Genomic DNA, 24,622 nt, shown 5'->3' on the forward strand with positions numbered 1-24,622 from the left:
TTGGCGCACATCGCATACGAAATGCCTGTAGGTGAGCCCCATGATCAACGCAAAACTCCTGCAACTGATGGTCGAACATTCCAACGATGGCATCGTCGTCGCCGAGCAGGAAGGCAATGAGAGCATCCTTATCTACGTCAACCCGGCCTTCGAGCGCCTGACCGGCTATTGCGCCGACGATATTCTCTATCAGGACTGCCGTTTTCTTCAGGGCGAGGATCACGACCAGCCGGGCATCGCAACCATCCGCGAAGCGATCCGCGAAGGCCGCCCCTGCTGCCAGGTGCTGCGCAACTACCGCAAAGACGGCAGCCTGTTCTGGAACGAGTTGTCCATCACACCGGTGCACAACGAGGCGGACCAGCTGACCTACTACATCGGCATCCAGCGCGATGTCACAGCGCAAGTATTCGCCGAGGAAAGGGTTCGCGAGCTGGAGGCTGAAGTGGCGGAACTGCGCCGGCAGCAGGGCCAGGCCAAGCGCTGACAAAAAACCTATACAAGGACGTTGACTTGTATAGATAAAAGCTTAGGCTTCAGTTATACCTGTACAACAATTCAATGTTGTACAGGATTGCCTGGAGCCCAGTATGTCAGCGTACCTACAGCAGTTCGCCGAGCGCTTCGCCCGCCTTGATGGGGCGAGCCTCGACACGCTGGATAAACTGTACAGCGACGATGTTACCTTCCGTGATCCCCTGCACCAGATACAGGGGCTGCAGGCCCTGCATGCCTACTTCGAGCAGTTGTACGCCAACGCCACCGATATCCGCTACGCCTTCACCAGCGCCGACGAGGTAAAGCCCGGGCAGGGCTACCTGCGTTGGACACTGCAGTTTTGCCACCCGCGCCTGGCCGGCGGCCAGCCGATCACGTTGCAAGGCTGCAGCTGCCTGCATTGGCGCGACCGTGTGCATTTTCACCAGGACTATTTCGACGCCGGCGCCCTGCTTTATGAGCACCTTCCCGTCATGGGCACAGCGATCCGCTGGCTCAAAGGCAGGCTGGCATGAGCCGCTGTTGGCTGACCGGCGCCAGCAGCGGTATCGGTGCCGCGCTCGCGCAAGTCCTCCTGGAGCAAGGCCACCAGGTTGCCTTGGGCGGGCGCAACGCCGACCGCCTTGCCCCGCTGGCCGAACGGTTTCCCGGGCAGGCATTGCTGGCCATTGGCGATCTTGACAACCCGGAGCAGGTCGCCGGCATCGCTGCGCAAATCGAGCAGGCCTGGGGAGGCCTGGACATGGCCATTCTCAACGCCGGCACCTGCGAATACCTGGAGCCTGGGCATTTCGATCCGGCGTTGGTCGAGCGCGTAATGCGCACCAACCTGCTGGGCGTCAGCTACTGCCTGGCGGCAGCATTACCCTTGCTGCGCGCCGGCCAGCGCCCCCACCTGGTGGTGATGGGCAGTTCGGTAACCTGGCTGGCCTTGCCCCGCGCCGGCGCCTATGGCGCGTCCAAGGCCGCAGTGCGCTATCTGGTGGAGTCACAGCGAATCGACCTGGCCCGCGAAGGCATCGCGGTCACCTTGGTAAGCCCAGGCTTCGTGGACACGCCACTGACCCGGCGCAACGATTTCCCCATGCCACAGTTGTGGTCCGCGCAGCGTGCCGCCCGGCATATCGCCAGGCGTCTGCCCGGCCGCCCCCTGGAAATCAACTTCCCCGGTCTTTTCACCTTGGTGTTGCGCCTGCTCGGGGCGCTGCCCGCGCGTCTGCGCCTGGCGCTGGGCCAACGCCTCGCCCGTCATGAACAGGAATGATGATCCATGCGTATAGCAATCATCGGCAGTGGCATCGCGGGGCTGACCTGCGCCCATTTGCTGTCACGCAAACACGAAGTCACGGTTTTCGAGGCCGAGCAATGGGTCGGGGGCCACACGCACACCCTTGATGTGGTCTGGAAAGGCCAGCGCCATGCAATAGATACCGGTTTCATCGTCTTCAACGACTGGACATACCCGAACTTCATCCGCTTGCTCGACCAGCTTCAGGTGCCATCACAGCCGACCGAGATGAGCTTTTCCGTGCATGACCCGATCACGGGCCTGGAATATAACGGCCACGACCTGAACACCCTGTTCGCCCAACGCAGCAACCTGGTGTCCCCAGGGTTCTGGGGGATGATCCGGGACATTCTGCGTTTCAACCGTCAGGCACTGGCCGACCTGGACAACCGGCGTATCGATGCCAGCACCACGCTGGGCGACTACCTTCAAGCGAACCGCTATGGGCAACGCTTCATCGATCATTACATCGTGCCGATGGGGTCGGCGATCTGGTCGATGTCTCGCGCAGACATGCTCCACTTCCCGCTTGAGTTCTTTGTGCGCTTCTGCCGCAACCACGGCTTGCTGTCGGTCAACCAACGTCCACAGTGGCGGGTGATCAAAGGCGGCTCGCGCAGCTATGTCGCACCGCTGTGCCGACCGTTCGCTGAGCGCATCCGCCTCAACTGCAAGGTTTACCGGGTCAGCCGCGACGAAGGTGGCGTGACCCTCGTGAACGCGGCCGGCACCGAACGCTTCGACAATGTGGTGTTCGCTTGCCACAGCGATCAGGCCCTGGCGCTGCTGGAAAGCCCCAGCAACCAGGAGCGCGCCGTACTCGGCGCCATCGATTACGCCAGCAACGACGTGGTGCTGCACACCGATACCCGTCTGCTGCCACGCCGCCAGCGCGCCTGGGCCAGCTGGAACTACCGCCTGGGCGGCACCGAGCAGGCTCCCGCCGCGCTGACCTACAACATGAACATTCTGCAAGGTATCCAGGCACCGACAACCTTCTGCGTCAGCCTCAACCAGACCGCACTGATAGACCCGGCGCAGGTGATCGCCCGCTTCCAGTACGCCCATCCCCAGTACAGCGTTGCAGCGTCCGCCGCGCAAGCGTGCCAGGAGCAACTGCAAGGGCAACAGCACAGTTACTTCTGCGGCGCCTACTGGGGCAATGGCTTTCATGAAGACGGGGTGGTCAGCGCACTTAAGGTGGCCGCGCACTTCGGAGAGCAACTGTGAACAGCAGCCTCTGCGTGGGCTGGATCAGCCACCGTCGGCTGACGCCGCGGGTCCACGCGTTCCGCTACCGGATCGGCATGTTCTACCTGGACCTGGACGAACAATCCTGGCTGATGGGCCTGTCACGCTGGCTGGGACGCTGGCGCCTGGCGCCGTTGTGCTGGCGCGAGACCGACTACCTGCCCGCCCTGACCCGCCAAGGCGAATCGCTGGCCCAGGCTGCACGCTTGCTGGTCGGGCAGGCGACGGGGCACCTGCCCGAAGGCCGGGTACAGCTGCTCACGCAACTGCGGTGCTGGGGGCTGTCGTTCAACCCGGTGAGTTTCTATTTCTGCCATGACCGCGACGGGTGCCTGACCGCGATCCTGATGGAAGTGCGCAACACGCCCTGGCGTGAACGCTTTCATTACGTGCTCCCGGTGCAAGGCAACCTTGCCAGGCCCTTCAGCGTCGGCAAGGCCTTCCATGTGTCGCCGTTCATGCCGTTGGACATGGACTATCGCCTGCGCTTTTTCCTGGACACGGACCATGTACGCATTCAGATGCAGAACTGGCAAGGCGGCACAAAGGTGTTCGAGGCCGACCTCGCCCTGCGCCGCAAGCCACTGGATGGAGCAGCGTTACGTCGGTATGTCCTGAACTTCCCATGGATGAGCCTGCGCACTGTCTCGGCCATCTACTGGCAAGCGCTGCGCCTGTTACTCAAACGCACCCCCGTGCATGACCACACCACCTGCCAGGGTGACCTGGCACTCGGCCAACCTTGCGAGGACCTTGATGATGTCAAATCCCACCCTGAGCGTTAGCAAGTTCGCAGGCCTTGCGCCCCTGCTCGGCGGGCTGGCACGAAGCACCGTGCTCGCCCAGTTGGGCAAGCTGCGTCACGGCCACCTGCGCCTGCTCAGCCACGGGCAGCAGTGGAGTTTCGGTGATGCCGACAGCCCGTTGCAGGCCGAGGTGGAGATCCTCGATGACGCCACCTGGAGCCTGATCGCCGGCAATGGCTCGATCGGTGCTGGCGAAGCCTACATTCACGGCTATTGGCGCAGCCCCGACCTGGCGCTGGTGACCCGCCTGTTCGTCGCCAACCTTGAAGTGCTCGACGCGCTCGAGGGTGGCCTGGCCCGCTTGGGCCGCCCTGCCCTGCGCCTGCTGCACCGGCTCAACCGCAACGACAAGCGCGGTGCCCGGCGCAACATTCTGGCCCACTACGACCTGGGCAATGCCCTGTTCGAGCGGCTGCTGGACCCCACCATGATGTATTCGGCTGCGCAATTCGAATACCCTGGGCAAACATTGGAGCAGGCCCAGCTGCACAAGCTGGAGCGCATCTGCCAGAAGCTCGAGCTGAGCCCTGACGATCACCTGCTGGAAATTGGCAGCGGCTGGGGCAGCCTCGCTATCCACGCAGCCACCCGCTATGGCTGCAGGGTCACCACCACAACGCTCTCCGAGGCCCAGTACAGCCATACCCTGCAGCGCGTCAAGGCCTTGGGGCTGGGGCAGCGCGTGCAAGTGCTCCGCGAAGACTACCGCGACCTTCAAGGCACGTTCGATAAACTGGTTTCGATCGAGATGATCGAAGCGGTCGGCCATCGCTACCTGCCGGTGTATTTCCGCCAATGTGCTTCGCTGCTCAAGCCTGAAGGCCTGATGCTATTGCAGGCGATCACCATCCGCGACCAGCGCTATGCCCAGGCGCAGCGCTCGGTCGACTTTATCCAGCGCTACATCTTCCCCGGTGGCGCCCTGCCTTCGCTGAGCGTGTTGCTCGACACCGCCAGCCGGCACACTGGCCTGAACCTTGTGCACATGGAAGATTTTGGCCTGGACTACGCCCACACCCTGCGACACTGGCGCGAAAACCTGCGTCAGGCACGCACTGCGCTGACGGACCTTGGCTACGACGACATGTTCCAGCGCCTGTGGGAGTTTTACCTCTGCTATTGCCAGGGCGGTTTCGAGGAACGCGCGATCGGTGTTGCGCACCTGCTCTGGGCAGCACCCCAGGCACGCCGCGCGCCCTTGCCTGGCGGTGCCTGATGCACAGCCGCTGGCTGATCGGCAATGCCCTCTGGCTGCAAGCCGGCTGGTGGGTCTGCGTGCTGGGCGCCGAGCGGCCTTTGCTGTTGCTGCTGGTGATTCCGGGCGTGGCAGCGCACCTGCGCCTGTGCCCGGACATCAATGCCGAGCTCAAGGCGCTGTTGCGTGTCACCTTTGTCGGCTGCGTGCTCGACAGCGTGCTGGGAGCACTGGGGGTGTTCGGTTTCGACGCCGGGCCCCTGCCGCTGTGGCTAGCGCTGCTGTGGTTGGTGCTGGCCAGCGGGATGCGTCACAGCCTGGCATGGGCCGGCAGGCACTGGCGAATCGGCGCACTGCTGGGGGCGATTGGCGGCCCTCTGGCCTACGTAGGCGGCGCCAGGCTGGCAGGTGTCGCCTTGCCATTGGGCGCGCTGGAAACCGGCCTGCTACTGATGCCGATATGGGCTTTGGCCCTGCCCCTGCTGGCGCGCATCGCGGCGCGGCGCTGACCGCCGACATCGCTCGGAACAGTAGCGCACCTGCTCCCAACAGCGTGCCCAGCGCTTGCGCCAGGTGAACGGCCGGCCACACACCACGCAAACCTTGCTGGGCAGAAGGCTCTTTTTCACAACGCCTGCCCCGCATCGAGCCGCGCCAGCAATGACTGGCCACGTTGCCACACCGCATCGCGACGGCCAGCGGGCATGCCATCAAGGCTGCGATAGACCAGGGCCAGGCGCGGGTTAGCCGAGAGCTGGGGGCGATGGCGAATAAGAAAATGCCAATACAAGGCATTGAACGGGCAGGCATCGTCTTCGGTCACCTGGTCGACCCTGTAACTGCAAGCCTTGCAATGGTCGGACATGCGCTGGATATAACGACCACTGGCGCAGTACGGCTTGGACCCCAGGTAGCCGCCGTCGGCGTGCATCACCATGCCAAGCGTGTTGGGCAGTTCGACCCACTCGAAGGCATCCATGTAGACCGCCAGGTACCACTCACAAATCTCGGTTGGCACGATACCGGCCAGCAAGGCGAAGTTGCCGGTAACCATCAACCGCTGAATATGGTGAGCGTAGCCCAACCGCAGGGTCTGCCCGATGGCCTGCGCCATGCAGCGCATGCGGGTGCGCCCGGTCCAGTAGAATTCTGGCAGCGCCCGGTGGTTGTTCAGGTGATTGAGCCCGGCATACGCCGGCATGCGCTGCCAATAGATGCCACGCACATACTCACGCCAGCCGATCAGCTGGCGAATGAAGCCTTCGGCTGCATTGAGCGGCACCCGCCCCTCACGCCAGGCTTTGTCGACGTCGTCGCACAGACGACGTACATCCAGAAGGCCGATGTTGAGCGCCGCACTGATGCGCGCATGAAACAGGTACGGCTCGCCTTCGGCCATCGCATCCTGGTAGTCACCGAAAGCCGCCAGGCCGAAATCCAGAAAATGCTGCCACAGCTGTTGTGCCTCGGCATGGGTCACGGGGTAATCGAAACCGTCGACGCCCCCGTAGTGGTCGCTGAAGCGCTGACGCACCAAGGCCACCACCGCTGCCGTGATGTCGTCTTGCGCAAAATGCGCAGCGAATGGGCCACGCAGCTGCCGTGGCAATGGCTTGCGATTGTCGCCATCGAAATTCCAGGCTCCCCCTGCCGGGCTGCCGTCAGGCTCCATGAGCAGGCCGGTTCGCTTGCGCATGCCACGGTAGAAGTGCTCCATACGCAGCTGGCGACGTTCTGTGGCCCAGCGCCCGAAGGCTTCACGGGAGCACAGAAAACGCGTGTCGCGAAACCACACAAGCGGCAGTGCGGCATCACGCAAGGCCTGCTCCAGGCGCCACTCACCGCACTCGGTCAAGTGAATGTGGGTGGCGCCCAAGGCTTGTTGCCATCGACGCAACTCACCCACGATGCTGCCGCTGTTACCCTCGGCGTCCAGCTCGACATAGTGCACCTGCCAACCCCGTTCACGCAGGGCCTGGGCAAAATGCCGCATGGCGCTGAAGATGAGAACGATCTTCAGCGGATGATGCGGTACGTATCGGGCCTCCCCCTCCACTTCCGCCATCAGGACCGTATCGCGAGCAGGGTCAAGGGACGCCAGGCTTGCCAGGTCGAACGACAGTTGGTCACCCAGCACCAGGCCCAGGCGCATCGTCCGGGCTACCACTGGCTGGTGAGCGTTACCGGTACACGCAGCGGCGCGATGGGGCCGTCACGTTGCCCGCACATCTCATCGTGCACCACCTGCTGCACCAGCATGCACGGCACCGGCGGCAGGTCGGCCAGCAACTGCCGCAGTTCGGTCGTGGAGCGCACGCGCACGGGCTGCCCCTGGGCATCGCTCAATGTCACAGGGCCGGCGTCGGTCAGGGCGCGCAGGAGGTAGAAGCCCCCCTCCAGCGACAGCAGTTCAAGTTCCTTGGCTTCGCCGGTCGAAACCAGCTGGGTCAGCGCGATCAGGTTCATGGTGTGCCCTCTGGCAGGCGGCGGAAGAACAAGGTGATCTGGCCAATCTCCACGCCCAGTTTGCTCATGCTCGAGCGGTTGATCAGGGTGTCGTCATCCATGAGGTACATCCAGTCGTCCAGGTCGACCTGCCAGTGCCGCCCGTCGACCGGCAGATCCAGTTGGTAACGCCATCGCAGCGCGTTGCCCGCCACTTCGCCACGCGCCTCGCCAATCACGTCCCCCGCTGTTCCCCGCCAGCGCCCGGGGCCGTCCGGCACCAGCGTCCAGGTACGCTGCTGGCGTGTGCCATCGCTATAGAGAAAATGCTCGTCGAGGATCAGCCGCTCACCCTCGCGGCGGCTGTCGATGCGCACGTGGAAGCGCTTGACCACCTCCCCGGAACGCTTCTGGAACATCCCCCACGCCTGAACCGGGCGCGAGAAGAACGCCGCCAGGTCCAGCTTCGGCTGCTCCTGGGCATAGTGCTCGATACCGACATTGCCACAACTGCCCAGAAGCAGGCAGGCAGCCAGCAACAGCGCTTTGTACATGTTCAGGCTCCTCGGTCATCGCCAGCCAGCCCAAGCAGCCGCTGACGCAATTGGGGGTCTCTGGCCCGCGGGTCAAGCCAGATGGCGAAGAAGGCCCGGGCGAACACCGGATCGTCGATCGCGTGGCTCAATTTGCCGTCGACGTAAAAGCGGCAACCCTGCCCCGGCAGGTACAAGCCCGTGATGCGCATGCCAGGGCTCACGTCCACGAATGCCTGCTCAATCGCCCTGGTCCATGCCGCGCGTTGCTGTGCCGTCATGCTGCCGCCACCCAGGCGTTGCATTTCCTCGAGGCTGGCCTTGACCAGCGTGTCCCGGGACAATGAACGGTGATACAGCAGCTCAAGGGCGAACGGCTGGTTCCAGTCCTGAACCGGGCCAACTGCCCATAACCGGGCGGTATACAGCCGCAGGCCAAACCAGGTGAAATCACCGGCGCCCAGCCGTTGCGCCGCAGGCAGCTCCGCTCGCCAGTCTGCCGCCGACGACATGGCGGCTAGCAGCAGGCACAGACAGGTCCAACGTGCAGGGTGCGCCATTCTGACCTCGAGCACTTTGGGAAATATTATACAATAGTAAACTCTTGTACACATATTCGCTGGAGCATGTACAGATTTCAATGCCAAGCATGCACATTTCTGCAAGCCTCGCGCCCCCGTTATCGAACACCCATGAAAGTCGAGATAGAAGGAATTGCTCATGCTGTACGTCGTCATGCTCGGTGGACGCCACCCACGGGCCAATATCGAGGTCCACGACGTGTTGTTCGCGCAGGCGGACTCACTTGAACAGGCCTACCCCCATCTGCGCCAAGCCTGGTTCGGGAGCCGAACGGGCCTGCACATCGACTCATGGATGGAAGTCGACGGTATTGGCCGCTACCGCGTCGCGTTCAGTCAGGTAGCGCCTGGCCCACACGAACCCAGGTTGTTCTTCATCAACCTTGGCGGTTACGAGCCCGGAGTGTTTGGCGAGGCACACCGCTACCTGCTGGTGGTGGCGAAGGACAAGGCCGAGGCCAGGCAACTGGGCAAACAGCGCCTGCAGGCAGACTGGCTCAAGCCGCATACCGACGCGGTACTGGACGTCGACGATTGCCTGCCGATCGACTGGGTGAACGACCGTTACGTGCACTTGATCGAAGGGCCACATGACGGCTTACGGCAGTACAGCGACTATATCCTGCTGTGAGCTCACCCCTGCCAGGTGCAAGAACGTTGGCAGGCATCACAGGACGAGGCGCCAGCGCCCAGCCAAGAGGACACTCCGATGAGCCTGATCAACGACCTTCAGACACCCGCCAACGTGCTGGTCTGCGGGGCCAGCCAAGGGATTGGCCTGGCATTGTGCACGCAGTTGCTGGCGCGCGATGACATCGGGCTGGTGTTCGCCGTTTCGCGACGAGCCACCACCAGCCCTGCGCTGGATACCTTGTTCACAGAGCACGGGCGACGGTTGGTTCGCCTCGACTGCGACGCCCGGTCCGAGCAGGCACTGCACACTCTGGCAGCACAGGTGGGCGCCTGCTGCGACCAGCTGAACCTGGTCTTCAGCACGCTTGGCGTGCTGCAAGAAGGCCCGGCACGGGCTGAAAAAGCGCTCAACCAGCTTGATATGGCGGGGTTGCTGAGCAGTTTCACAACCAACTGTTTCGCCCCTGTCCTGCTGCTCAAGCATTTGCTGCCGCTGCTGCGTCGGCACCCAATGGCCTTCGTCGCCTTGTCGGCGCGGGTCGGGTCGATCGGCGACAATCACCTGGGGGGCTGGTACAGCTACCGTGCCAGCAAAGCCGCGCTCAACCAGCTTCTGCGCACTGCAAGCATCGAGCTGAAGCGACTGAACCCCGCGTCAACGGTACTTGCATTGCATCCCGGCACCACCGACACCCAGCTTTCCCGACCCTTTCAGGGCAATGTGCCGCCGGGCAAACTGTTCTCGCCCGCGTTTGCCGCCACCTGCATCCTGGCACTTGTGAGCCGTCACGGCCCGGCGCAGAGCGGAACGTTCTGGGCGTGGGATGGCACGCCGATTCCCTGGTGACGCGCGCGGAGAGTTGCAGGCCAAGTCGATGAACCAGCCCTGAGCGAGAACGGTCAACCCTTTATCTGACAACGGCAGAAGGAAGGGTGGAACGAATGGTTTCGTTTGATCTGCAACGGATGCTGATAGGCGACTTCCCTTTTACCTTTCTGCTGGAAGTTGCTGTGCGTGTTTCAGCGGCCTTCCTGGCCGTGTTCTTCTTTCTGAAATTCAGTGGCCGGCGCGGGATCAGACAGCTGTCCCGGTTCGAACTCGTGGTCATTCTCACCCTGGGCTCAGCTGCCGGCGATGTGACCTTTTACGAGGACGTACCGCTGCTTCCGGTGGCCTTGGTTTTCCTCACGCTGTTCATGCTTTACCGAGGAACGGTCTACCTCATGAGGCGAAACAGAACCTGCGAGGCCTGGATCGACGGGCTGCCGGTCACGGTAGTGAAAGATGGCATGTACGAAATCCATTCGCTGCGGCACATGAACATTTCACCGAATGAGCTGTTCATGGAGCTACGCCAGCAAGGTGTCGAGCACCTGGGTCAGGTTCGACTGGGCCTTCTGGAAACCGATGGCGATCTCAGTTTGTACTTCTACGATCAGCAAGACACACGCCCAGGCCTGTCAGTGCTGCCGGTCGAGCATCGCCCGGAGTACACATCGCCGCCCGGCGCCGGGTTGCATTGCTGCGTGAGCTGTGGTTTCCCGGCCTACCATGAGCCTCATGACACCCTGGCGTGTTCACGTTGCGGTCATACGGTCTGGTCGCCTGCATTGGATACCGTGCGCAACCGTTAGCAGGTTCTCCCCATATCGCCAGGCATCGAGCAGGAACTTTGCTTGCTGTTTGCAGGCCCTTATGAAAGGCCTATCAGCATGAGGAGAAAATGATGAGTGCCCAATTGAACGGTAAGCGCGTGGCCTTTCTGGTCACCGATGGCTTTGAACAGGTGGAACTGACCGGCCCGCGTGAAGCCTTGGAAAACAGCGGCGCGGTGGTCGATATCCTGAGCGAGAAAGAAGGCACGGTACGTGGCTGGAACCATGACGAACCCGCCGACGCGTTCAGCGTGGATGCGACTTTCGACAGTGCGCAGCTTGACCTCTACGACGCTTTGGTGCTGCCTGGCGGTGTGCAGAACTCCGACACCATTCGCTTGATCCCCGGCGCGCAGAAACTGCTAAAAAGCCATGATGCGGCCGGCAGGCCGGTGGCGGTTATCTGCCACGGCGCGTGGCTGCTGATATCGAGCGGGTTGGCCAAAGGCAAACGAATGACCAGCTACAAGACCTTGCAAGATGACATTCGCAATGCAGGCGGTACGTGGGTGGATGAACAAGTGGTAGTCGATGGCAACCTCATCACCAGCCGCCAGCCGGACGATATCCCCGCCTTCAATGAGCAGTTGATCAAGGCACTGGCAGACTGACCCTGGTTCTGTTCAGTGCGTGCTGGTTGCCCATGGTGGCGACCAGCGCGCGCTGATCACGCCAGCTGGATGAAAACCGAATAGCTGCCCAGCAACACCCAGAAGCACAGGAAAATCCAGGGCGTGCGCAAGGAAAACAGCAGCGATTTGCGGTGCCCCGCCTGAGAGGTTTCGGCCTCGCAGAACAGCGGCGACTCGTCATAGGCCAGCCCCATCAGCGGCTCGCTGCGCAGCAAGTGGCTCTGCTTCATCTGCCAGTGCTCGATAATCCGGAAGGCCGCGCGGATGCCAGGCCAGGCATTCAGTGTACTGAGCACGCCGAGCAGTGCGAGAAAAGCCGGGACCATCAGGGTGAACATTTCGCCCCAGCTTTGGTTCAGGTTACCCATCGATGACACGTAGGCGATCACCAGGAACGACTGGGCCGCAAGATAAGCGTCGGTACGGTTGGCCAGGATGGTGGTCTCATACTGAATTTCGCGTCGATAGAAATCCAGCCGCTCCTTGGGCGTACCGAACATCCTCTCGTTCGTCTGATCGATCTCATGTTCCGGCGTGGAAGGCGTGATGATTCGAGGCACTGCAGACTCCTTGATAACGTGGGCCTCACCCATGCCAGCAGGCCCCGTCAGCGGTAGAGCTAGGCGGAGGGTAAAAATTCACTGGGAATGGGTGCATCAACCGCTCGTCGCTCAGCACGAAGATCCACTTCAACACTGGCCTGGCGCGCCTTTCGAACGGGAATGAGCGTTCCAACCCTGCAGGAGCTTCCAGCATGAGCGACTACCCTACCCCTCCATTCCCATCCCAACCGCAAAGCGTTCCCGGTTCCCAGCGCAAGATGGATCCGTATCCGGACTGCGGTGAGCAGAGCTACACCGGCAACAATCGCCTCGCAGGCAAGATCGCCTTGATAACCGGTGCTGACAGTGGCATCGGGCGTGCGGTGGCGATTGCCTATGCCCGAGAAGGCGCTGACGTTGCCATTGCCTATCTGAATGAACACGACGATGCGCAGGAAACCGCGCGCTGGGTCAAAGCGGCTGGCCGCCAGTGCCTGCTGCTGCCCGGCGACCTGGCACAGAAACAGCACTGCCACGACATCGTCGACAAGACAGTGGCGCAGTTTGGTCGCATCGATATCCTGGTCAACAACGCCGCGTTCCAGATGGCCCATGAAAGCCTGGACGACATTGACGACGATGAATGGGTGAAGACCTTCGATACCAACATCACCGCCATTTTCCGCATTTGCCAGCGCGCCTTGCCCTCGATGCCAAAGGGCGGTTCGATCATCAACACCAGTTCGGTCAACTCTGACGACCCGTCACCCAGCCTGTTGGCCTATGCCGCGACCAAAGGGGCCATTGCCAATTTCACTGCAGGCCTCGCGCAACTGCTGGGCAAGCAGGGCATTCGCGTCAACAGCGTCGCACCCGGCCCGATCTGGACCCCACTGATCCCGGCCACCATGCCTGATGAGGCGGTGAGAAACTTCGGTTCCGGTTACCCGATGGGACGGCCGGGTCAACCTGTGGAGGTGGCGCCAATCTATGTCTTGCTGGGGTCCGATGAGGCCAGCTACATCTCGGGTTCGCGTTACGCCGTGACGGGGGGCAAACCTATTCTGTGATCGTGCTGCCGGCGCCTGCTGACGTGGGCCTCGGCGCCTCTGGCAGAGCGGTATCGAGCCTGAGCTTGACGCGTGCCCTACCAGACGTCATCAGCGTTGAACCCTGCCGCCCACTGCTACTCAACCTCATGCAAGCCATTTTTCATTCGCCCGCGACGAGGTGACACCATGAATGCTATCGACCTGCTGGTTCAAGACCATAAATTAGTCAAGAAGCTGCTGGAAGAGCTCTGTGCGACCACAGAGCGTGCCGTGAAGAAACGCGCCGAACTGCTGCAACGCATTGAGCAGGAACTGCAAATCCACACCGCTCTGGAGGAGGACATTCTCTACCCGGCGATCAAGCAAGCCGGTGGTAAAGAGGAAGCCAAGATGTATTACGAAGCCAAGGAAGAACACCGGACGGTCGACGCCCTGGTGCTGCCTGATCTGCTTCATACGCAGCCAGGCACGCTTGAGTTCGCCGGTCGGGTCAAGGTGATGAAGGAGCTGCTTGAGCATCACATCGAGGAAGAGGAGGAAGAACTCTTCCCCACCGCGAAAAAGCTCCTCGGCAAAGACCAACTGGACGAGCTGGGGCTCGCCATGCAAGCCCAGAAAAAACTGCTCAAGGGTGAGCAACGGGCCGCTTGAATCAAAGGCGCCAGGCCGGGTCGGGCACGACCGGCCCGGCCTGACGCCAGGGATTAATGTTTGGGACTCGCTTCGATGGAGAGCTGGATCGAATTGCTGGAGTGGCCGGCCATGGTGGTCACAGTGGTGGCAGCCTGGTGCATCGGGTCGCACCGCCCAGGACGGCGCATGGTCGGCTTCTGCTGTTTCATCGCCAGCAACATACTGTGGTCAGTCTGGGGGTGGCATACCCAGGCCTGGGCTTTGATTGTGCTGCAGCTTGTGTTGTGCCTCATGAACCTGAGGGGGTGGCGCAAGAACAAAAGCGCTTCAAGTAAATCGCAGGTCACACTTGCCGGGCATCCCTTCGCACCGCCTGAGGAGGTACGCCCAACACACGGACGAATACCTCGCGCAGGTGCCGGCGGTCCCTGAACCCGGTTTCCTTGGCCACCACCTCCAGGCTGTGCCGGCTCTGCTCGATCATCAGCCGGGCAGCCTCCAGCCGCAGGCCCTCGATGGCCTTGGCGGATGACTGCCCGGTTTCGGCGGTGAATACACGGGTGAACTGCCGCGGGCTCAGGTGCGCCACCTGGGCCAGCTCTTCCACGCACAATGGGCGGCTGAGGTGCCTGCGCGCGTAATCCAGGGCGCTCTGGATACGGTCCGTCCTGGGCGACAGCGACAACAGTTCGGAGTGCTGGCACTGCCCGCCAGAACGGCGTTGGTGCATGACCATCTTGTGCGCTACCGACCTGGCCATCTCGTTACCCAGATCCTTTTCCACCATGCCCAGGGCCATGTCCAGGGCGGCGGTCATGCCGGCGGACGTCCAAATCGGCCCATCGACGATGAAGATCCGGTCTTCCTCGACGTCGATCTTCGGGTGCAACTCACGCAACTTGTTCGCGTAGGCCCAGTGGGTTGTAGCACGCCGCCCATCCAGCACCCCGGCCTGCGCCAGAACGAAACTCCCGGTGCATAGGCCCGCAGTGCGCCGCGCAGCGTCGACAAAGCCCCGTACGCTGGCCAGCACCTCGTCACCGGGTGGCGTCAACGGCGTCAGCGTACCCGTCACCATCCAGGTGTCGGCCAGGCCAGGGGCAGCCAACGGCAGCGTCTCGACAGACATCCCCAGCGAGGAGCGTAGCGTGCCGCCCCCGACAGAAAAGTTCTCGAGCCTGTAAACCGCTTTGCCGGCGACGATATTGGCAAACTCGAACACGGTTTGCGTCGCCAGGCACATGATCTGAAAGCCTTCGGTTAACAAATAGCCGACCCGGTGCATGCTTGAGCCCCTCTGAGCAATGTCCTGAAAAACTACCATATACGTCCTTTAAGACAAAAACTGTCTTCTGCATGATGGCTCCACCCACACAAAGCAACGGAGTATCACCATGACACAGGCATTCAAAGGCACCGCGCTTGTCACCGGCGCGTCCACCGGCATCGGTTCGCTCTACGCAGAACAGTTGGCACGCCGCGGCTATGACCTGGTACTGGTGGCCCGCAACCGGGAACGCCTCAACGCATTGGCGGCCCGGCTCACCACCGAAACGCGGCAGAACGTGGAAGTGTTCCCGGCCGACCTGGCCAATACAGATGACCTTGCCAAGGTAGAACGCAAGCTGCGCGAAGACGCCAGCATCAGCATGCTGGTGAACAACGCGGGCATCGGCACCCACACCAGCCTGCTGGAAAGCGATGTCGAACGCATGGCCGAAATGATCAGCCTGAACGTCACCGCCCTCACCCGCCTGACCTATGCGGCTGTACCCGGTTTTGTAGCGCGCAAGCAGGGGGCGATCATCAATATCTCGTCCATCGTCAGCCTGGCGCCAGAACTGCTCAACGGCGTATACGGCGGCAGCAAGGCGTACGTCACTGCGTTCACCCAGTCCCTGAACAAGGAGCTGGCGGGCAAGGGGGTTCAGGTGCAGGCGGTACTGCCCGGGGCTACCGCCACTGACTTCTGGCAAATCGGTGGCTTACCGGTCGAAAACCTCGACCCCGGCATCGTGATGTCGGCCCAGGACCTGGTGGACGGTGCGCTGCAGGACTTCGACAACGGAGTGCTGATCTCCTTGCCGTCGATGCAAGATCTGCAAGCCTTCGACCAATACGAAGCTGCCCGGCAGGCCTTGTTCAGCCAGCTGTCCAGCAACCAGCTTGCACCGCGTTACAACGCCAGCTGACGGATGCGCGTGAGGCGCTTACGCTTGGTAACGAGTGCCTCACACCATTTTCACTGAGGGAGAGAAAGTCTTGCGCTATTTGGCCAGTTTATCGACTTAATCCAAACCACTAGCCTGAGCTCACTTTTCCAATACCCAAGAGGTTGCGCCCATGAAGGCTGTCGTTTACACCCAACCCGGTTTGCCGATCCAGGACCCACAGTCGCTGTATGACGCGCAGTTGCCCGAACCCAAACCGGGTGCCCGGGATCTGCTGGTCGAGGTAAAGGCCATTGCTGTCAACCCGGTCGACACGAAAATCCGCGCGAGCCGCGGCGGTGAGCAACCACAGGTTCTTGGCTGGGATGCGGTTGGCGTTGTTCGCGAGGTTGGGCCAGAGGTCACGTTGTTCCAACCTGGCGATGAGGTTTACTACGCCGGTGCCATCGACCGTGCTGGCAGCTACAGCGAGCGCCATGTGGTGGACGAGCGTATCGTCGGACACAAGCCCCGCAGCCTGGACAACGCCAGTGCCGCAGCCCTGCCCCTAACTTCCATCACCGCATGGGAGCTGCTGTTCGACCGCCTGGGTGTCGAAGAAAACGGGGGCCAGGGCCAAAGCCTACTGGTGATCGGAGCCGCCGGCGGAGTGGGCTCGATCCTGGTCCAGCTCGCCAGCAAGCTCACACAGCTGGTGGTCATCGGCACAGCGTCGAGACCTGAAACCAAAGCCTGGGTCAAGGAACTGGGGGCGCATCATGTCATCGATCACACCAAACCCATCCCGCATCAACTGGAAGCGCTCAATCTGAGCCAGGTCGACCATGTGATCAGCCTGACCCATACCGACACCTACCTCCCCCAACTGGTCGAAGTGCTTCGTCCACAAGGCAAGCTCGCGCTGATCGACGACCCGGCGCAACTGGATGTCATGCCGCTCAAGCGCAAATCCCTCTCCCTGCACTGGGAGCTCATGTTCACGCGTTCGCTGTACCAGACCGAGGACATGATCAAGCAGCATCAACTACTCGATCGCATTTCACAGCTGGTCGATGATGGGGTGCTCAAGACCACCCTCGGCGAGCACTACGGCACCATCAACGCCGAGCACCTCAAACGCGCTCACGCCCTGATCGAGAGCGGGAAAGCACGCGGCAAGATTGTTCTGGAAGGTTTCTGATCGCGTTCCGGTTCTGATCCAGGGCTCAGCTTTCAAGACCACCCCGGCCTCCGCTTCGCGAATGCACAAGCCATGAATCACCACCTGAAAGGAACGTTTCCCGGCGGCGGCTGGCCTCCTCAAGGTTTTGCAGTGCGCCCTTTTTTCCACTGCGCCCTGGAGACACCTTCAGCGTAGCCGGTGACACCGATCGCTACCTGCTGAATGCGGCCGCCATGCTGAAGGAAGGCCTCGACCTGCTCGCAGATGCGAACATGGGCTTTTTGGGCCGCGCTGGGGTACGTCTGGGACATGTTGGCATCTCGGTTATGAGCCACTGAACGACAGTCACCCGAGCAAGCACTATACACCCTGCATTGCCATCAGCGTCTGAAGCCTACCAAAACCCTGCTTTTGTCGACCGAAGGGCATGGCGATGGTGAGCTGCAAGCGCACAAGCCCAGGAAGGCTTGCCAGTACATATGGAAATACGTATATTCGACTTTCCGCATGTACAGGCACCCCCCATGATCACACCGCCCGATGTCTTCAAGAGCCTCTCTGACGAAACCCGCGCTCGCGCCACTCTGCTTATCGCCAGCCTGGGCGAACTGTGCGTCTGCGAGCTGATGTGCGCGCTCAACGACAGCCAGCCCAAGATCAGTCGCCATCTGGCACAACTGCGCAGCAATGGCATGCTGCTGGACCGCCGTCAGGGCCAGTGGGTGTATTACCGCCTGAATCCGGAGCTGCCTTCCTGGGTTCACGAAATGCTTCAGGTCACCTTGCAAGCCAATTCGCAATGGCTGGCTGACAATGCCCTTCGGCTGAAGAACATGGACGGTCGCCCCGTGCGTGATTCCGTCTGCTGCTGATCATCACCAAGCGAGATTTTCATGCTGCCCGCCATTGCTGTCTTCGTGTTCACCCTCATACTGGTCATCTGGCAGCCCAAGGGGCTCGGTGTTGGCTGGAGCGCCGCGCTAGGCGCCATCATCGCCCTGGCTACAGGCGTAGTTTCCCTGCATGACATCCCTGCCGTATGGGCCATTGTCTGGAACGCCACCGCCACGTTCATCGCGGTCATCATCATCAGCTTGCTGTTGGATGAGGCGGGTTTCTTCGAATGGGCCGCTTTGCATGTGGCGCGCTGGGCTAACGGCGGCGGCTACCGCCTGTTCGCCTTCTGCGTACTGCTCGGCGCCGCTGTATCGGCGCTGTTCGCCAACGACGGTGCGGCGCTGATCCTCACCCCCATCGTCATGTCGATGCTGCTCGCGCTGCGCTTTTCGCCCGCCGCGACACTGGCCTTTGTCATGGCCGCGGGCTTCATTGCCGACACGGCAAGCCTGCCGCTGGTGGTCTCCAACCTGGTCAACATCGTCTCGACCGACTACTTCGGCCTGGGCTTCGCCGAATACGCATCGGTGATGGTGCCGGTGAACATCGCCAGCGTGGCGGCCACCCTGCTGGTGCTATTCCTGTACTTCCGTCGTGATATCCCCAAGCAGTACGCGCTCGATGCGCTGAAGGCGCCGAGCGAGGCAATTCATGACCACGCCACCTTCAAAGTCGGTGGGTGGGTGCTGCTGGTGCTGCTTGCAGGCCTGTTCGCACTGGAGCCTCTGGGCATACCGATCAGTGCGGTGGCCGCCGTCTGTGCCACAATCCTCTTTGCCGTGGCCGCTCGCGGTCACCGCATCTCAACCCGTCGCGTGCTGCGGGAAGCGCCGTGGCAGGTGGTGATATTTTCGCTGGGCATGTATCTGGTGGTGTACGGCCTGAAGAACGCCGGCCTTACCGACATGCTCACCCACCTGCTGGACACGCTTGCCGAGCAGGGCCTGTGGAGCGCGGCCATTGGCACCGGGTTGATTTCCGCCCTGCTGTCCTCAGTCATGAACAACATGCCCAGCGTGCTGATCGGCGCATTGTCGATCCAGGCCAGCGGTGCAGAGGGCCTGGTACGTGAGGCGATGATCTACGCCAACGTCATCGGTTGCGACCTCGGCCCGAAGATCACCCCGATCGGCAGCCTCGCCACGCTGCTTTGGCTGCATGTGCTGGCGCGTAAAGGCGTGCGCATCACCTGGGGTTACTACTTCAAGGTCGGCCTGCTGCTCACGGTACCGGTTTTGCTGATCACCCTTTCTGCTCTGGCACTGCGCCTGAGCCTCTGACGTTCGCCCCCCAGCGGAGGAGCCCTCCATGCGAGTCCTGTTCATGTGCACGGCCAACAGTTGCCGCAGCATCCTTTCCGAAGCAATGTTCAACCACCTGGCACCGCCCGGTTTCGAGGCAGTCAGCTCTGGCAGCTTCCCCAAGGGCCAGGTGTTGCCACGCAGCCTGAGCACGTTGCAGCAAGCCAATATCTCGACCAAGGGCCTGAGCAGCAAAGGTAACGATGCGTTCGAGGGCAACCCGCCTGACATCGTCATCACCGTCTGCGACAAGGCCGCGGGCGAGGCCTGCCCGGTGTATTTCGGCCCTGCGCTGAAGTCGCATTGGGGGCTGGAAGACCCCTCCGATGTCGTGGGTGACGAAGCATCGGTCGATGCGGCGTTCCGCGCCACACTGGCCCGCATCGGATCTCGCTGCCAGGCCTTCTTCGCACTGCCGTTCGATCAACTCGACCGCGAGCAGCTCAAGCACGCGCTGGATCGCATCGGCTCGCTTTGAATAGGAAAAATACATGTCCGAGCAACTGCCTAACCTCGACCTCACGCTGTTCGACCTGCCGCCTTCGGCAACCCCGACCAGCGAACACAAACCACGCATCCTGCTGCTGTACGGGTCTACCCGAGAACGCTCCTTCAGTCGCTTGCTGGTAGAAGAAGCCGCGCGTCTGCTGGAGCACTTCGGTGCCGAAACCCGCACCTTCGACCCGTCGGGCCTGCCGCTGCCTGACGATGTCCCCGTGGAGCATCCCAAGGTGCAGGAGCTGCGAGAACTGGTGCAATGGTCAGAAGGCCAGGTGTGGTGCTCGCCGGAGCGCCATGGGGCGATGTCTGCGGTGTTCAAGGCACAGATCGACTGGATTCCGTTGGCGCTGGGGGCATTGCGCCCCACCCAAGGCAAGACCCTGGCCGTGATGCAGGTGTGCGGCGGATCGCAGTCGTTCAACGTGGTCAACCAGTTGCGTGTGCTGGGCCGCTGGATGCGGATGTTCACCATCCCGAACCAGTCTTCGGTACCCAAGGCTTATCTGGAGTTCGACGACACCGGGCGGATGAAGCCATCGCCGTACTACGATCGCGTGGTTGATGTCATGGAGGAGCTGGTGAAGTTCACCGTGCTGCTGCGCGACCGCCAGGCATTCCTGGTGGATCGCTATTCGGAGCGCAAGGAAAGCGCCGAGCAGCTGTCTGAGCGGGTCAATCAGCGATCCATCTGACGCAAACGTGATTCAAGACAGTGGAAACGACAGGGTAGCGGCCAGCCCGCCACCCGCTCTGTTTTCAAGGCGTACCTGCCCCCCCATACGGTCGATGATGGTCGCGACGATGGACAGCCCAAGGCCAGCACCATTTGGGCTATTTCGGCTGTAAAAGCGCTCGAATACACGGGACAGGCTCTCCTCATCGATACCCGTCCCTTCATCCTCGACGACCAGTTCGACGCTGCTGTCCAGGCGCCGCAGTAACACGGCGATGCGCCCACCAGGCGGTGAGTGTTCTACCGCGTTGGACACCAGGTTCTGTAGCGCAATGCCCAGCGCGCCGGCGTCGATCTGCAGGTGGTGGTCCCCTTCGTCGATGTCCAGCGAGGGTTCCAGGCCACGGTCCAGTATCCATGGGGTCAGTTCAGCCAGGGTTTCGGTGACGACCTCGGCCAGGTCGATCCGGGTGCTGGCTCGCTGCCCCAGTCTTGGCTCGACGCGGGCCAAGGTCAGCAACTGGTTGACCACCCGTGTCAGCCGATCGACCCCGCCCACAAGAAAGCCCAGGGCTTTCTGGCGCTCGGCATCATTGCTGGCGGCCAGCGCGTTCTGCGCGTGCAGGCGCAATACGGCCAGAGGCGTACGCATTTCGTGGGCAGCATCGGCAATGAAGCGATGCTCACGCCGCAGCAGATCGTCGATCTGCGCCAGCAAGCGATTGATGGCCGCCTGCATGGGTTCCAGTTCAGTGGGAAGCGGTACCAGTTGCAGCGGCTCCAGCGAATCTGCATGGCGCCTGCGGATGACATTGGCCATGTTCTGCAGTGGCCGCAGCCCCCAGCCGATCGCAGCCCACACCAGCAGTGCCAACGCCAGGCTGCCAAGCAGGAACGGGAACAGCGTGTGGCGAACGATGCGGTCGATCAGGTCGTAGCGCACATCATCACGCTCACCCACCCAGATAAGCCAGTGTTTTTCCGGGACCGGCAAAACGAAACCGCGCCATTGTTCACCGCCACTGGAAAAGTCATAGAACCCCGGAGCAGTGGGTGGTGGGTCGATGGGTGGCGCACTGGGTGTATGCACCAGCAACGCCATGCCTTCACCCCAGACCTGGAATGCCAGCTTGCTTTCGTAAGGGTGCCCCACCTGGTGCCGCCCCGCTTTGCCCAAGGCATCGTTGAAGGCCTGATACAGCGCCTCACGCGAGCCCTCTTGTACCGGCATGCTCATGACGCCTTGCAGCAAACGCGCGTTCTGGGCCAGGTGCGCGTCATACACCTCGTTAATTTCGTGGCTGCTGTCGTGGTAGTTATAGAGCGCGAGCAAGCCGGTACCGAGTAGCAGCAAGAGCATCACGCGCCACAGCGTGCGCTGGCGAAGCGAGGTCATGCCTTGACCTCGACCAGATAGCCGATGCCGCGCACCGTGCGAATCAGGCCGTTGAACAGCTTCTTGCGCAAATGGTAGATGTTCACCTCCAGCGTGTTGCTCTCCGGCTCTTCATCCCAGCCATACAGCAGTTGAGTCAGGCGCTCACGTGTGAATACCTTGCCGGGCTGTGCCAGCAACTCATGCAACAGCACATACTCTTTGGGGGTGAGCACAACCTCGACGCCGTTGTATTGCACTTGCTGGGTGGTCGGGTCCAGGCTGACCCCGGCATGCTCGATCAGCACCTTGGCGCGCCCGACGCTGCGCCGCAGCAAGGCGCGCAGGCGTGCCTTGAGCTCATTGAGGTCGAAAGGCTTGACCAGGTAATCATCGGCGCCGGCATCCAGGCCGGCAATGCGATCATCGAGGGCATCCCGCGCGGTGAGGATCAGCACCGGCAAGCTGTCGCCGCCGGCGCGCAATCGCCTGAGTAGCTCGAGGCCATCCATGCGGGGCAATCCAAGATCCAGGATCAGCAGGTCGAAGGTCTCGTGCTGCAACGCATGCAAGCCACTGACACCGTCGCGCAACCAGTCGAGGGTGTAACCCTCCTGGCGCAAGCCGTCGCAGATCCCTTCCCCCAGTGCGATGTCATCCTCAACCAGCAACAGCCGCATGTTCAGTCCTGTTTGTCCTTGATGGCCTTGAGTAAAGCATCGATATCGGCACGCCGGCCCTGGTCAGCCAACTCACGCCCCGGCCGGGGCGGTGCCTGCAAGGCTTTCTGCAGGGCGGCGGTAGCTTCAGGGTAGCGCTTCTGCCGATACAGATGATCGGCCCAGAAATAGTTGCTGTCGATACCGTTGGGGTTGATCTGCAACGCTTTGCGCAGCATCTTGTCGGCCATCTCGGCATCACCGAAACCGATAGGCCAGCCGGGCACCTGGTCATACAGCGTGCCCAGGCTGGTGTAGGCCGAACCTTGCAGGGCGTTTGGGTCCAGCGTCATGGCCTGCTCCAGGCTGGCTTTCGCCGCCTTGACCTTGCCCAGTGCACCGAGGCCGCCCGTCGCCCCCGCCCAACTGCTGTTGATGATGCCCTCCCAGATCAACGGTTCAGGTGTGCCCGGATACTGATGAACAAACGTTGCTGCATCGCCTGCCAGCTTCTCGAAGGCGTCGGCACGCTTATCCTTGGGCATTTGGTACTGAATCTGCGCCCAGCGCTGCTGCAGATCACTCAGGCGCTGGCTGCCTGCCTGGTCCAATGCCCAGGTGAAGGGTGCAAATGCCAGCAAGCTGGCAATGAACAGACGCTTCATTTGTTCGACTCCTTGGAGTGGCTGCCGATATAGCGGCGAATGACTGGCAGTTGCTTGCGCAGTGCGCGATCGACTATGCCCGGCAACATGCCGTTGATACGCACGAAGAGCTTTTCCGGCCACCCCAGGTAAAGCTCGGTGCGCTCGGATTGCACCGCCTGGAGCACAGCACGGGCGACGTCCGCCGGGTCGTCCATACCAACTTTCAGCGCTTGATTGAGCGCAGTCGCAGCGCTGCTGTTCATCGTTGTGCGGGTCGCCCGGGGGGCGGCATACAGCACGTTCACCGTGGTATCGGCCAACTCGCGGCGCAGCGCTTCCGAAAAACCACGCAGCGCAAACTTGCTGGCGCAGTAGGTGGCGTAGCCGGGGTAGCCGATCGAGCCATAGGTCGACCCGACATTGACCACCAACGCCTTGGGTTGAGCGCGCAGCAACGGCAGGCAGGCGCGTGTCAGTTGCAGGGGAGCCTTCAGGTTGATGTCCAATAGCTCGTCCAGCGCATACTCATCCAGCTGGTCGAGCAGAGCGAAGCGATTCACGCCAGCAGCGTTGATCAGCACATTCACAGCCCCCATCTCGCGTGCCCGCTCGATGACCTGTTCGCGCCCTGACGGGCTGCGCAGGTCGGCTTCCTGCCAGCGCAGACGATCAGGGTACCGGTTCATCAGGCCAGCCAGCTTGCCCATATGCCGACTGACGGCCAACACCTGGGCACCGGCAGCGCAGAGCTGTTCAGCCAGCGCCAGGCCTATGCCCCCACTGGCGCCGGTGAGGATTACCACGGACTCAGCCAAACGCATGGTGCACCTCTTGCTGCCCGGCACGCGGCAAGCCCTGGAACATCTCGGTGTACAAGCGGTAGACGACCTTGGCCGCGTGGAGGACGGCCTGCTGGTCACCGGCATCGTCGAGGCGGTCCATCAACCGTTTGTAGGTCACCATGTGCTCCTGGTCGAGCGCACCGTGCGAGCTGAGGTAGCTGAACGCCTGGTCAGGCAGGGCCAATGTGCTCTGGATAACGCCCGCCGCCTGGGTGGCAAGGGCGATGCTGGTGCCTTCGAGCACGTTGACCATGCCGAACAACCCGACCGGGTTGCCACGGGCGATCAGGTCGTACAGGTAGGCGACCATCAGCTCGATGGATTGCACCGGCTGGCCATCGCGCACGGCCTCCCAGTCACCACCGCACGCTCTGATGTCGTTGAGGATCCACTGCTCGTGGCCGTATTCCTCTTCAATGTATTCGCAGACCGCACCGCGCAGCCACTCCAGCCGCAGCGGCAATCGAGCCCCACAGGCCATCATCAGTGGCACGGTATGGCGCACGTGGTAATAGGCCTGGGTCAGGAAGGCGACGTAGCTGTCCAGGCTGACCTGGCCGGCCAGCGCTTCGCGGATCACCGGTACGGCGAACAGCGCCTGACGCTCTTGGGCGGTTTGTACTTGCAGGGTGTCGAAAAAGGACATTGT

At 61.9% G+C, this 24,622-nt stretch carries 32 protein-coding genes and 1 pseudogene; 20 read left to right on the top strand and 13 right to left on the bottom strand.

What is annotated here, in order from left to right; all coding sequences use genetic code 11:
• The first annotated feature begins 40 nt into the window (after positions 1-40).
• The 7 genes from V7787_RS10645 to V7787_RS10675 all read left to right on the top strand — a co-directional run bounded on the left by V7787_RS10645 (position 41) and on the right by V7787_RS10675 (position 5,547).
• Positions 41-487 (top strand): PAS domain-containing protein, encoded by a 447-nt coding sequence (locus tag V7787_RS10645; protein ID WP_064493318.1) that lies wholly within the window; start codon positions 41-43, stop codon positions 485-487.
• Positions 488-590: 103 nt separating this feature from the next.
• Positions 591-1,013, top strand: a complete 423-nt coding sequence (locus V7787_RS10650; protein WP_064493319.1) for a nuclear transport factor 2 family protein — start codon at positions 591-593, stop codon at positions 1,011-1,013.
• The gene (locus V7787_RS10655; RefSeq protein WP_064493320.1) at positions 1,010-1,762 is read left to right on the top strand and encodes an SDR family NAD(P)-dependent oxidoreductase; all 753 of its coding nucleotides are present in this window, start codon (positions 1,010-1,012) and stop codon (positions 1,760-1,762) included. The genes V7787_RS10650 and V7787_RS10655 overlap by 4 nt, the downstream gene beginning before the upstream one ends.
• Positions 1,763-1,768: 6 nt before the next feature.
• Positions 1,769-3,016, top strand: coding sequence for an NAD(P)/FAD-dependent oxidoreductase (locus V7787_RS10660; RefSeq protein ID WP_064493321.1), 1,248 nt, complete (start codon positions 1,769-1,771; stop codon positions 3,014-3,016).
• The gene (locus V7787_RS10665; RefSeq protein ID WP_010953649.1) at positions 3,013-3,822 is read left to right on the top strand and encodes a DUF1365 domain-containing protein; all 810 of its coding nucleotides are present in this window, start codon (positions 3,013-3,015) and stop codon (positions 3,820-3,822) included. The genes V7787_RS10660 and V7787_RS10665 overlap by 4 nt, the downstream gene beginning before the upstream one ends.
• On the top strand, positions 3,797-5,059 hold the full coding sequence (locus tag V7787_RS10670; RefSeq protein WP_104887469.1) for an SAM-dependent methyltransferase: 1,263 nt from the start codon (positions 3,797-3,799) through the stop codon (positions 5,057-5,059). The genes V7787_RS10665 and V7787_RS10670 overlap by 26 nt, the downstream gene beginning before the upstream one ends.
• On the top strand, positions 5,059-5,547 hold the full coding sequence (locus V7787_RS10675; protein ID WP_336087932.1) for a DUF2878 domain-containing protein: 489 nt from the start codon (positions 5,059-5,061) through the stop codon (positions 5,545-5,547). The genes V7787_RS10670 and V7787_RS10675 overlap by 1 nt, the downstream gene beginning before the upstream one ends.
• Here V7787_RS10675 and V7787_RS10680 read toward each other — a convergent pair.
• The 5 genes from V7787_RS10680 to V7787_RS10700 are packed head-to-tail and all read right to left on the bottom strand — an operon-like array spanning position 5,485 to position 8,576.
• Entirely contained in the window at positions 5,485-5,667 is a 183-nt protein-coding gene (locus V7787_RS10680; RefSeq protein WP_080574912.1) for a DUF2256 domain-containing protein, read from the bottom strand. The two genes, V7787_RS10675 and V7787_RS10680, sit on opposite strands and share 63 nt — an antisense overlap.
• On the bottom strand, positions 5,664-7,190 hold the full coding sequence (locus tag V7787_RS10685) for a cryptochrome/photolyase family protein (protein ID WP_336087937.1): 1,527 nt from the start codon (positions 7,188-7,190) through the stop codon (positions 5,664-5,666). Before V7787_RS10685 ends, V7787_RS10680 begins: the two co-directional genes overlap by 4 nt.
• 8 nt (positions 7,191-7,198) lie before the next feature.
• Positions 7,199-7,504, bottom strand: coding sequence for a DUF6482 family protein (locus V7787_RS10690; RefSeq protein ID WP_003254009.1), 306 nt, complete (start codon positions 7,502-7,504; stop codon positions 7,199-7,201).
• On the bottom strand, positions 7,501-8,037 hold the full coding sequence (locus tag V7787_RS10695; RefSeq protein WP_003254010.1) for a DUF3833 domain-containing protein: 537 nt from the start codon (positions 8,035-8,037) through the stop codon (positions 7,501-7,503). The genes V7787_RS10690 and V7787_RS10695 overlap by 4 nt, the downstream gene beginning before the upstream one ends.
• A 2-nt stretch (positions 8,038-8,039) precedes the next feature.
• Positions 8,040-8,576: a chalcone isomerase family protein gene (locus tag V7787_RS10700; protein ID WP_003254011.1), complete on the bottom strand. Its 537-nt coding sequence runs from the start codon at positions 8,574-8,576 to the stop codon at positions 8,040-8,042.
• A 160-nt stretch (positions 8,577-8,736) separates the two neighbouring features.
• Here V7787_RS10700 and V7787_RS10705 point away from each other — a divergent pair, with 160 nt between their 5' ends.
• The 4 genes from V7787_RS10705 (at position 8,737) to V7787_RS10720 (ending at position 11,497) form a co-directional block, all read left to right on the top strand.
• The gene (locus V7787_RS10705) at positions 8,737-9,228 is read left to right on the top strand and encodes a DUF1543 domain-containing protein (protein WP_198747246.1); all 492 of its coding nucleotides are present in this window, start codon (positions 8,737-8,739) and stop codon (positions 9,226-9,228) included.
• Positions 9,229-9,306: 78 nt separating this feature from the next.
• Entirely contained in the window at positions 9,307-10,077 is a 771-nt protein-coding gene (locus V7787_RS10710; RefSeq protein WP_064493327.1) for an SDR family NAD(P)-dependent oxidoreductase, read from the top strand.
• A gap of 95 nt (positions 10,078-10,172) precedes the next feature.
• Positions 10,173-10,865 carry a DUF421 domain-containing protein gene (locus V7787_RS10715; RefSeq protein WP_003254014.1) on the top strand — a complete coding sequence of 231 codons (693 nt, stop codon included), beginning with the start codon at positions 10,173-10,175 and terminating at the stop codon, positions 10,863-10,865.
• 92 nt (positions 10,866-10,957) lie between these two features.
• A complete protein-coding gene (locus V7787_RS10720) occupies positions 10,958-11,497 on the top strand; it encodes a type 1 glutamine amidotransferase domain-containing protein (protein WP_104887464.1) in 540 nt (179 codons plus the stop codon).
• A 56-nt stretch (positions 11,498-11,553) separates the two neighbouring features.
• Here V7787_RS10720 and V7787_RS10725 read toward each other — a convergent pair whose 3' ends face one another.
• Complete coding sequence (locus tag V7787_RS10725; RefSeq protein WP_010953640.1) at positions 11,554-12,078, bottom strand: hypothetical protein; 525 nt, start codon at positions 12,076-12,078, stop codon at positions 11,554-11,556.
• 194 nt (positions 12,079-12,272) lie between these two features.
• Between V7787_RS10725 and V7787_RS10730 the strand changes: the two genes are divergently transcribed.
• From V7787_RS10730 to V7787_RS10740, 3 genes and pseudogenes are all read left to right on the top strand, one after another.
• Positions 12,273-13,130, top strand: a complete 858-nt coding sequence (locus V7787_RS10730; protein WP_010953639.1) for a glucose 1-dehydrogenase — start codon at positions 12,273-12,275, stop codon at positions 13,128-13,130.
• A 168-nt stretch (positions 13,131-13,298) separates the two neighbouring features.
• Positions 13,299-13,763, top strand: a complete 465-nt coding sequence (locus tag V7787_RS10735; protein ID WP_010953638.1) for a hemerythrin domain-containing protein — start codon at positions 13,299-13,301, stop codon at positions 13,761-13,763.
• 75 nt (positions 13,764-13,838) lie between these two features.
• Positions 13,839-14,078, top strand: a pseudogene (locus V7787_RS10740) (hypothetical protein); the annotation flags it as partial.
• 10 nt (positions 14,079-14,088) lie between these two features.
• On the opposite strand, the gene V7787_RS10745 reads toward V7787_RS10740, so the two are convergent.
• Positions 14,089-15,030 (bottom strand): GlxA family transcriptional regulator, encoded by a 942-nt coding sequence (locus tag V7787_RS10745; RefSeq protein ID WP_336087946.1) that lies wholly within the window; start codon positions 15,028-15,030, stop codon positions 14,089-14,091.
• 109 nt (positions 15,031-15,139) lie between these two features.
• Between V7787_RS10745 and V7787_RS10750 the strand changes: the two genes are divergently transcribed.
• Positions 15,140-15,937: an SDR family NAD(P)-dependent oxidoreductase gene (locus V7787_RS10750; RefSeq protein ID WP_336087947.1), complete on the top strand. Its 798-nt coding sequence runs from the start codon at positions 15,140-15,142 to the stop codon at positions 15,935-15,937.
• Positions 15,938-16,088: 151 nt separating this feature from the next.
• Complete coding sequence (locus V7787_RS10755) at positions 16,089-17,096, top strand: zinc-binding alcohol dehydrogenase family protein (RefSeq protein ID WP_104887463.1); 1,008 nt, start codon at positions 16,089-16,091, stop codon at positions 17,094-17,096.
• A gap of 119 nt (positions 17,097-17,215) precedes the next feature.
• On the opposite strand, the gene V7787_RS10760 is transcribed toward V7787_RS10755, so the two are convergent.
• Entirely contained in the window at positions 17,216-17,389 is a 174-nt protein-coding gene (locus V7787_RS10760; RefSeq protein ID WP_017147688.1) for a hypothetical protein, read from the bottom strand.
• Positions 17,390-17,602: 213 nt separating this feature from the next.
• Between V7787_RS10760 and V7787_RS10765 the strand changes: the two genes are divergently transcribed.
• From V7787_RS10765 to arsH, 4 genes are read left to right on the top strand one after another with little or no spacing between them, the layout of a single operon-like run.
• The gene (locus V7787_RS10765; RefSeq protein WP_010953634.1) at positions 17,603-17,950 is read left to right on the top strand and encodes a metalloregulator ArsR/SmtB family transcription factor; all 348 of its coding nucleotides are present in this window, start codon (positions 17,603-17,605) and stop codon (positions 17,948-17,950) included.
• A 21-nt stretch (positions 17,951-17,971) separates the two neighbouring features.
• Positions 17,972-19,255: an arsenic transporter gene (locus tag V7787_RS10770; RefSeq protein ID WP_064493331.1), complete on the top strand. Its 1,284-nt coding sequence runs from the start codon at positions 17,972-17,974 to the stop codon at positions 19,253-19,255.
• 28 nt (positions 19,256-19,283) lie between these two features.
• Complete coding sequence (locus V7787_RS10775) at positions 19,284-19,754, top strand: arsenate reductase ArsC (RefSeq protein WP_336087950.1); 471 nt, start codon at positions 19,284-19,286, stop codon at positions 19,752-19,754.
• A 13-nt stretch (positions 19,755-19,767) separates the two neighbouring features.
• Entirely contained in the window at positions 19,768-20,469 is a 702-nt protein-coding gene (gene arsH / locus V7787_RS10780; protein WP_003254027.1) for an arsenical resistance protein ArsH, read from the top strand.
• 12 nt (positions 20,470-20,481) lie between these two features.
• Here the strand turns inward: arsH and V7787_RS10785 are convergent, their stop codons facing one another.
• From V7787_RS10785 to V7787_RS10805, 5 genes are read right to left on the bottom strand one after another with little or no spacing between them, the layout of a single operon-like run.
• Positions 20,482-21,846, bottom strand: coding sequence for a sensor histidine kinase (locus tag V7787_RS10785; protein WP_336087954.1), 1,365 nt, complete (start codon positions 21,844-21,846; stop codon positions 20,482-20,484).
• Entirely contained in the window at positions 21,843-22,505 is a 663-nt protein-coding gene (locus V7787_RS10790) for a response regulator (protein ID WP_266024735.1), read from the bottom strand. Before V7787_RS10790 ends, V7787_RS10785 begins: the two co-directional genes overlap by 4 nt.
• 2 nt (positions 22,506-22,507) lie before the next feature.
• Complete coding sequence (locus V7787_RS10795; RefSeq protein ID WP_104961945.1) at positions 22,508-23,149, bottom strand: hypothetical protein; 642 nt, start codon at positions 23,147-23,149, stop codon at positions 22,508-22,510.
• Positions 23,146-23,952, bottom strand: a complete 807-nt coding sequence (locus tag V7787_RS10800; RefSeq protein ID WP_336087958.1) for an SDR family oxidoreductase — start codon at positions 23,950-23,952, stop codon at positions 23,146-23,148. The genes V7787_RS10795 and V7787_RS10800 overlap by 4 nt, the downstream gene beginning before the upstream one ends.
• Positions 23,939-24,619: a TenA family transcriptional regulator gene (locus V7787_RS10805; protein ID WP_064493335.1), complete on the bottom strand. Its 681-nt coding sequence runs from the start codon at positions 24,617-24,619 to the stop codon at positions 23,939-23,941. Before V7787_RS10805 ends, V7787_RS10800 begins: the two co-directional genes overlap by 14 nt.
• Between the last annotated feature and the right edge of the window lie 3 nt (positions 24,620-24,622).

It is taken from the genome of Pseudomonas sp. CGJS7, assembly GCF_036961695.1.